The following is a 7,611-nucleotide window of genomic DNA, read 5'->3' as shown; positions in this document are numbered from 1 at the left end:
GCGGCGCCGCTCGCCAGCCGGCATCTGGCCGACTGGGGTGCGCGCGTGATCAAGATCGAACGACCCGGCAAGGGCGATTTCTGCCGCGACTATGATTACGTCATGAACGGGATGTCGAGCCAGTTCGCCTGGACCAACCGTTCGAAGGAGAGCCTCGCGCTCGACGTCAAGAGCGACGAGGGCCAACGCGTGCTCGACGCGCTGCTGCCGCAGGCGGACGTGTTCCTGCAGAACCTGGCCCCCGGCGCGGCCAGGCGCCTCGGCCTCGATGCCGCGACGCTGGTGGCGCGCTTTCCCCGGCTGATCGCCTGCGACATTTCCGGCTACGGCAGCGGCGGTCCCTATGGCGAGAAGAAAGCCTACGATCTGCTGGTGCAGTGCGAGGCGGGATTTCTGTCGATCAACGGCTCCGAGGAACAGCCGGCGAAATGCGGCATCTCCATCGTCGACAACGCGACCGGCATGTACATCGTCAACGGCGTGCTGATGGCGCTGTTCAATCGCGAGCGCACCGGCAAGGGAACGGCGTTCGAGGTCTCGCTGTTCGATTCCATGACCGAATGGATGAGCTATCCCGCCTACTACACCCAGGGCGCCGGCAAGCCGCTGGTCCGCAGCGGCACCCGTCACGCCACCATCGCGCCCTACGGCCCGTTTCGCTGCGGCGACGGACGCGTGGTGTTCTTCGGCATCCAGAACGCGCGCGAATGGGCCGCGCTATGCGCCCAGGTGCTGGAGGATGCGGCGCTGGCGAGTGATCCGCGGTTTTGCGACAACCCGCAGCGCATGAAAAATCGCGACGCTCTGGAGGCGCTGATCGAACGGCATTTTGCGAAATTTTCGGCCGAGCAGGTGATCCAGCGGCTCGACGCCGCCGCCATTGCCAACGCCAACATGAACACGGTTGAGGCGTTCCTCGAACATCCGCAGCTTCACGCCCGTGACCGCGTCCACAAGGTGGGTTCGCCGAACGGGCCGCTGATGAGCTTTCTGCCCGCGATCACCATTCCCGGCGTCAATCCTGTCATGGGCGACATTCCCGCGGTCGGCGAACATACCGATGCGATCCTCGCCGAACTCGGCCTGCGTGAGAAAGCCGGGACATGACCGCGCCGCGACTGACCCGAACCTACCTCGCCGTTCCCGCCCACCGCGCGCGGATGGTGCAAGGCGCCGCGGCGTCCGCCGCCGACGCTGTGTTCATGGACCTCGAAGACGCGGTGCCGCCGGCCGAAAAGGCGGCGGCGCTGGAGGCGGCGGCAGATGCATTGACCACGCTCGATTGGGGCCGGAAGACCGTCACCGTCAGGCTGAACGCGATCGACAGCCCGTCGATCCAGCAGGAGATCGCACGGCTCGGCGGTATCCGCCGGCTCGACGGCTTCATCATCCCCAAGGCGGAAGCGGTCGCTGAAGTCACGACAATCGGCCGCTGGATTACCGATGCCGCCGGCACGCGCGAGTCGCCGGCCTCCATGGAACTGTTGATCGAGACGGCGCGCGGCCTGGTCAACGTCGAAGCCCTGGCGGCGGCGGAGGCGCTGGTGACAGCGTTGCATCTCGGCGTCGGCGACTTTGCTGCCTCGATCGGCGCGCGGAGCGCGGAGATCGGCGCATCGCCCTCGGGTTACCGGCATGTCGGCAGCGCCGCGGACGGCCATCCCTCGGTGCCGCTCGATCTGTTCGCCTATCCGATGATGCGCCTGCTGGTCGCCGCACGTGCGTTCGGGCTGCGCGCGATCGACGGGCCCTGCGGCGCGTTCCGCGACGCGATTGCCACCGCATCGACCGCGGCCAAGGCGGCCGCGATGGGGTTCGACGGCAAGCAGGTCATCCACCCCAGCCAGATCGAACCGACGCGAAATGCCTTCATCCCCTCGGACGAGGAACTCGCCTACGCCGAACGCGCCATCGCGGCGCTGGAGGAGGCCGAGCGAAACGGGCAGGGCGCGGTCACGGTCGACGGCAAGATGGTGGACTACGCCAACATCCGGATGATCAGGCGGTTGATGAGTTTTCGGGGACCGGATTGAGGGGGCAGCAGGGCCTTTCAAAAAAAGGCTAAAACAACCCCATGTACAGATGGGACACCCGACTTCCTGCACTCGTCTGCTTTGCCCGGACACAGTAAGAAAAACGGCAGCTAAAGGCCTCCAAACGCTTACGTTTCACCACGCAGCATCACCATAATCTCATCCGTAGAGGGACCGGGGCCGGCGCAGCCAATGACCTTGGCGAATCGGCTCGGCGGTCGCATCCCGTCAGCCCGCTCGATGACGATGCTGCCGTCGGCGGCACGCCTGAACCTAACCTCGGTGCCCGGTTCGAACCCCAAATAGTTGCGGACCCGTTTGGGAACCGTCACCTGGCCGTTGCTCGTGACCTTGGTTGCCATTGCGATGCCTCCTTGGCTGGCCAGCAATCATCAGCAAAATCCTCGCTGGCGTCGATGGTTAATCGCGTCTTAACCTCGCCGTATCTATGGTGGTTTGATCCGTTTTGGCCGGTCTCGACGTGCGACCGGCTGCCCCGAGAGTGCTGGCGCTTACCGTATGGCAATCACCGCTTCATCACGTGCGCCGCAGGCCGCCGGCAGCCCGGAAGGCGAGCGCTCGCCGTTCTTGCGTACGGCCGAGCTGCTGGCGCCGTATCAGCCGGGTAAGCCATTGATTGCGCTGTCATTGGGCGAGCCGCAGCACCCGGTGCCGGACTTCGTCGGCCCGGTGCTGGCCAGGCACATCGCCGATTTCGGCCGTTATCCCATCGCCAAGGGCATCGAACCGTTCCGCCGGAGCGCCGCCAACTGGCTTGCCGCCCGGTTCGACCTGCCGCGGGCGATCGATCCCGAAACCGAGCTGTTGGTGCTGAACGGCAGCCGCGAAGGGCTGTTTTTCGCCGCGCTCACCGCGGCGCGTTATGTCGGCGAGCGCAAGGGCAGGCCTGCGATCCTGATCCCGAATCCGTTCTATCCGGCCTATGCCGCTGGCGCCCGCGCCGCGGGCTGCGAGGCGATTTTCCTGCCGACCACACGCGCCAACGGATTCCTGCCGGATCTCGACGCGCTCGACGACGCCACGCTGGCGCGCACCGTTGCGATCTACATCGCCTCGCCTGCCAATCCGCAAGGCGCGGTGGCATCGAAACAATATCTCAGCCGGCTGAAGCAGCTCGCCGACCGCTTCGGCTTCATGATTCTGAGCGACGAATGCTATTCGGAAATCTACACCAGGGAAGCGCCCGGCAGCATGCTGGAATGCGCCGGACCCGATTTCACCAATGTGGTGGCGTTCCAGTCGCTGTCGAAGCGCTCCAACCTGCCGGGCATGCGGGTCGGCTTTGCCGCCGGCGACGCGAAGTTTCTCGGCCTGTTTCACGAACTGCGCAATGTGGCGGCGCCGCAGGTGCCGGTGCCGCTGCAGCACGTGGCGGTCGCGGCTTATGCCGACGAGGCGCATGTCGAAGAGAATCGCAGGCTCTACCGGATCAAATTCGATCTCGCCGACCAGATTCTCGGCAGCCGCTATGGCTATGTCAGACCCGCCGGCGGCTTCTGCGTCTGGCTCGATGTGTCGGATCTCGGCGGCGACGAAGCCGCGGCGATCAAGCTCTACAGGGACGCCGGCGTGCGGGTGATCCCGGGGAGTTACCTGGCGCGGCCGCAGGCCGACGGCAGCAATCCCGGCGCCGGCTATATCCGGCTGGCGCTGGTTGCGGACAGTGAAACAACAGCCGAGGCGTTGCACCGGCTGGTCGAAGTTCTGAAATAGTCGCGAAGGCCCCATGAGCATGCCGGCGATCGAACGCGTTCTCCCCCTGGTTGGCCACTTGCCGGCATCTATCCGCGAGGCGCTGGCGAAGCGCCTGCGCGAACTCGCCGGGCTTGCGCTGATCTCGCTCTCCGCCGTGGCAACGGCGGCGTTGATGACCTGGTCGGTGCAGGATCCCAGCCTCAGCCACGCGACCTCGCGCCCGATCCGCAACATTCTCGGCTATCCCGGTGCGATCGGCGCCGATCTGTTGATGCAGATCATCGGCCTCGGCGCCATCATGCTGATCCTGCCCGTCGCGGTGTGGGGCTGGCGCATGCTGACCCACCGCACCTTCGACCGCGAGGCGCTGCGAATCGCCTGCTGGATTCTCTGCACGGTGATATCGGCGGGCTTTGCCAGCTGCTGGGCGCATGGCGGAGCATGGCCGCTGCCGACCGGGCTTGGCGGCGTCGTCGGCGACGCGCTGGTGCGCGCGCCTGCCGTCGTGTTCGGACCGCCCGGCATCATCTATCGCCTCGTCCTCGGGATCATCCTGTTCGCCGGCGTGGTGGCGACCTTCCTGTTCGCGAGCGGCATGGGCTCGCGTCCGCAGGAGGCGGAGCTGACGCCGATCGAGGACGACGACGCGCCGTTCGTGGAAGAAGACGATCGCGGCTCGGTCTCGCTGGGATGGGCGTTTCATGCCCTCATGAGCGCCAAGGCGCGGCTCGCGTGGCTGTTTTCGCTGGCCTATCGCTCGCTGGTGGCCAGCGCGCCGCAGCCGCGCGCGGTCTCGTTCGAGCGCCAGGAACCGAACCTGGGCGGCCGCGCCGCGCCGTCGCTGGCGCCGCAGGCCGACGAGGATTTCGTCGACGAGGAAGACGATGAAGAGGACGTTCCCGCCGCCCGCGCCCCGCGCAAGAAGGCCGCGCCGCGTACGCCGCAGCGCAAGGCTTCCGACAAATTCGAACTGCCTTCGGTTTCGGTGCTGACGGCGCCGAAGGCTTCGGACCGGCAGCCGCTGAGCAAGGCGGAGCTCGAAGCCAATTCGCGCGCGCTGGAAAGCGTGCTCGGCGATTTCGGCGTGCGCGGCGAAATCGTCAAGGCGCATCCCGGCCCTGTCGTGACGCTGTACGAACTCGAACCCGCGCCCGGCATCAAATCCTCGCGCGTGATCGGACTGGCCGACGACATCGCCCGCTCGATGAGCGCATTGTCGGCGCGCGTCGCCGTGGTCCCCGGCCGCAACGCCATCGGCATCGAACTGCCGAACGCGCATCGCGAAAAGGTCTATCTGCGCGAATTGCTGACCGCCAGGGACGAATCAGCGGCAAAACTGCCGCTCTGTCTCGGCAAGAATATCGGCGGCGAATCCATCATCATCGATCTGGCGCGGACGCCGCATATGCTGATCGCCGGCACCACCGGCTCCGGCAAATCCGTCGCCATCAACACCATGATCCTCAGCCTGGTCTACCGGCTGCGGCCGGATCAATGCCGCCTGATCATGGTCGATCCGAAGATGCTCGAACTGTCGGTCTATGACGGCATCCCGCATCTGCTGACGCCGGTCGTGACCGACCCGAAGAAGGCCGTGGTCGCGCTGAAATGGGCGGTGCGCGAGATGGAAGAGCGCTACAAGAAGATGTCCAAGCTCGGCGTGCGCAACATCGACGGCTACAACCAGCGCCTGCTCGAGGCCAAGACCAAGGGCGAAGAGCTGAGCCGCACCGTGCATACCGGCTTCGACAAGGAAACCGGCAAGGCGATCTACGAGGAAGAGAAGCTCGACCTCGATCCGTTGCCCTACATCGTCATCATCGTCGACGAGATGGCCGACCTGATGATGGTCGCCGGCAAGGACATCGAAGGCGCGGTGCAGCGCCTGGCGCAGATGGCGCGCGCCGCGGGTCTGCACGTGATCCTGGCGACGCAACGGCCGTCGGTCGACGTCATCACCGGCACCATCAAGGCGAACTTCCCGACCCGCATCTCGTTTCAGGTCACGTCGAAAATCGACAGCCGCACCATCCTCGGGGAGATGGGCGCCGAGCAACTGCTCGGACAGGGCGACATGCTCTACATGGCCGGCGGCGGACGCATCAGCCGCGTCCACGGCCCGTTCGTGTCGGACGAAGAAGTCGAGAAGGTGGTGCGCCACCTCAAGTCGCAGGGCCAGCCGGAATATCTCGAGGCGGTCACCGCCGAAGAGCCGACCGACGAAGACGGCGCGGTGTTCGATGCCACCGGCATGGGCGGCGGCGAGGGCGGCGGCGGCGACCTGTTCTCGCAGGCGGTGGCGATCGTCAAGCGCGACCGCAAGGCCTCCACCAGCTACATCCAGCGCCGGCTGCAGATCGGCTATAACCGCGCGGCGTCGCTGATGGAACGGATGGAACTCGAAGGTATTGTAGGGCAGGCAAACCATGCCGGCAAACGTGAAATTCTGGTCGAAGAAGAAGAGAGCCGTTTTTAAGCGTTATTGAGCCTCAAGGACTGTCTGACGCAGCATGATATTTTCACGGAAAAACGATATCTCCTTGGGCCCAAAGCACGGTAAAATGGCGGCCAGGCAGGACGACACGTTGAACACAGATCCGAATTTTCGAATGGCCAAACGACCATCAACCCGCTATGGGCGCGCCGTCCTGGCGTTGCTGATCGCGGCCGCCGTGGCCGGCATCGCGGCGCCGTCGCAGGCGCAAACCGTTCCCATTCCCAAACCCGCGCCGAAGGGCCGCGACGTGCAGATCAGCGCATCGGAGCCGCCGCGCGCGCCGATGACGACCGGCGCCACCCAGACCGCGGCGCCGAATCCGGTGATTCCCGATCCGCGCCGCAATGTACCCGCCAATATATTTGCGACCTTCGACGCCAACCAGAAGGCGCAGGCCGCCAGGGTGAGCTCCTATCTGTCGTCGCTGCAGACGCTGGTCGGGAATTTCGTCCAGGTCGGGCCCGACGGCACCAAGATCAAGGGCGACTTCTACATCCAGAAACCCGGCAAGGTGCGTTTCGAGTATGAGCCGCCGAGTCCGATCGCGATCATTGCCGACGGATCCTCGCTGGCGGTCCGCGACAGCAAGCTCGCGACCCAGGACATCTATCCGCTGTCGCAGACGCCGCTGCGGTTTCTGCTGTCGGATCGCATCGATCTGCTGAAGGATACCAACGTCGTCAGCGTGACCGCGGACGACTTGTTCATCAGCGTCACCATAGAGGAGAAGCAGGCGCTGATCGGCACCAGCCGCCTGATGCTGATGGTCGGCGCCAAGGACGGCCAGCTCAAGCAGTGGACCGTGACCGACCCGCAAGGCTATGACACCACGGTCGCGGTCTACAATGTGGATTCATCCCGGAAGCTCGATCCCGGCCTGTTCAAGATCGACTTCACCAATTATACGACGCCGCCGGGCTAGTTCTTATATAGCCGCAAGCTCCCAACCTCATCCTGAGGAGCCGCGCGCCTTCGCGCGGCGTCTCGAAGGATGGCGACTGGCGCAGTGCCAGATGGTTCGAGACGCGCGCCGGGCGCGCTCCTCACCATGAGGGAGCGTGCCGTGCCGCTCAACAGCGAAGGGACCCTCCGGATGTAGGGTGTGTTTTCCGTCCGGCACTGATACATCCTCCCGATGCGCTTCTCCCTGACAACCTGGAATATCAATTCGGTGCGCCTGCGCATCGAGATCGTGGCCAAGTTCCTCAAATCGGTGCGGCCGGACGTGCTTTGCCTGCAGGAGACGAAGTGCATCGACGACGCCTTCCCGCTGAAGCGCTTCAAGCGGCTCGGCTATGAGCATGTCGCGCTGAACGGGCAGAAGGGCTATCACGGTGTCGCCGTGGTCTCGAAGCTGCCGTTCGA

At 65.2% G+C, this 7,611-nt stretch carries 7 protein-coding genes; 6 read left to right on the top strand and 1 reads right to left on the bottom strand.

The window, feature by feature from the left end; genetic code table 11:
• Both Q8N40_RS16870 and Q8N40_RS16865 read left to right on the top strand, forming a co-directional pair.
• A partial coding sequence (locus tag Q8N40_RS16870; protein ID WP_305712613.1) for a CaiB/BaiF CoA-transferase family protein occupies positions 1-1,107 on the top strand: 1,107 nt, incomplete at its 5' end.
• Positions 1,104-2,033: a CoA ester lyase gene (locus tag Q8N40_RS16865; protein ID WP_305712612.1), complete on the top strand. Its 930-nt coding sequence runs from the start codon at positions 1,104-1,106 to the stop codon at positions 2,031-2,033. The genes Q8N40_RS16870 and Q8N40_RS16865, both read left to right, overlap by 4 nt.
• Before the next feature lie 128 nt (positions 2,034-2,161).
• On the opposite strand, the gene Q8N40_RS16860 is transcribed toward Q8N40_RS16865, so the two are convergent.
• Complete coding sequence (locus Q8N40_RS16860; protein WP_305320993.1) at positions 2,162-2,395, bottom strand: AbrB/MazE/SpoVT family DNA-binding domain-containing protein; 234 nt, start codon at positions 2,393-2,395, stop codon at positions 2,162-2,164.
• A gap of 157 nt (positions 2,396-2,552) precedes the next feature.
• On the opposite strand from Q8N40_RS16860, the gene Q8N40_RS16855 reads away from it, so the two are divergent.
• From Q8N40_RS16855 to Q8N40_RS16840, 4 genes are all read left to right on the top strand, one after another.
• Positions 2,553-3,767 carry an aminotransferase class I/II-fold pyridoxal phosphate-dependent enzyme gene (locus tag Q8N40_RS16855; protein ID WP_305712611.1) on the top strand — a complete coding sequence of 405 codons (1,215 nt, stop codon included), beginning with the start codon at positions 2,553-2,555 and terminating at the stop codon, positions 3,765-3,767.
• A gap of 13 nt (positions 3,768-3,780) precedes the next feature.
• The gene (locus Q8N40_RS16850) at positions 3,781-6,225 is read left to right on the top strand and encodes a DNA translocase FtsK (RefSeq protein WP_305712610.1); all 2,445 of its coding nucleotides are present in this window, start codon (positions 3,781-3,783) and stop codon (positions 6,223-6,225) included.
• 133 nt (positions 6,226-6,358) lie between these two features.
• Entirely contained in the window at positions 6,359-7,168 is an 810-nt protein-coding gene (locus Q8N40_RS16845; RefSeq protein ID WP_305712609.1) for an outer membrane lipoprotein carrier protein LolA, read from the top strand.
• A gap of 213 nt (positions 7,169-7,381) precedes the next feature.
• Positions 7,382-7,611 (top strand): endonuclease/exonuclease/phosphatase family protein (locus tag Q8N40_RS16840; RefSeq protein WP_305712608.1); only part of this gene is annotated, 230 nt, incomplete at its 3' end.

It is taken from the genome of Bradyrhizobium sp. (genome assembly GCF_030693485.1).
Lineage (GTDB): Bacteria > Pseudomonadota > Alphaproteobacteria > Rhizobiales > Xanthobacteraceae > Bradyrhizobium.
Note: the sequence above shows the minus strand (reverse complement) of the source record. Positions and strands in the feature narration are given on the sequence as shown.

Excerpts from the sequence above, each read along its gene's own strand:
- Q8N40_RS16865 (WP_305712612.1), top strand. The coding sequence starts at position 1,104 with ATGACCGCGCCGCGACTGACCCGAACCTACCTCGCCGTTCCCGCCCAC.
- Q8N40_RS16860 (WP_305320993.1), bottom strand. The coding sequence starts at position 2,395 with ATGGCAACCAAGGTCACGAGCAACGGCCAGGTGACGGTTCCCAAACGG.
- Q8N40_RS16855 (WP_305712611.1), top strand. The coding sequence starts at position 2,553 with ATGGCAATCACCGCTTCATCACGTGCGCCGCAGGCCGCCGGCAGCCCG.
- Q8N40_RS16850 (WP_305712610.1), top strand. The coding sequence starts at position 3,781 with ATGAGCATGCCGGCGATCGAACGCGTTCTCCCCCTGGTTGGCCACTTG.
- Q8N40_RS16845 (WP_305712609.1), top strand. The coding sequence starts at position 6,359 with ATGGCCAAACGACCATCAACCCGCTATGGGCGCGCCGTCCTGGCGTTG.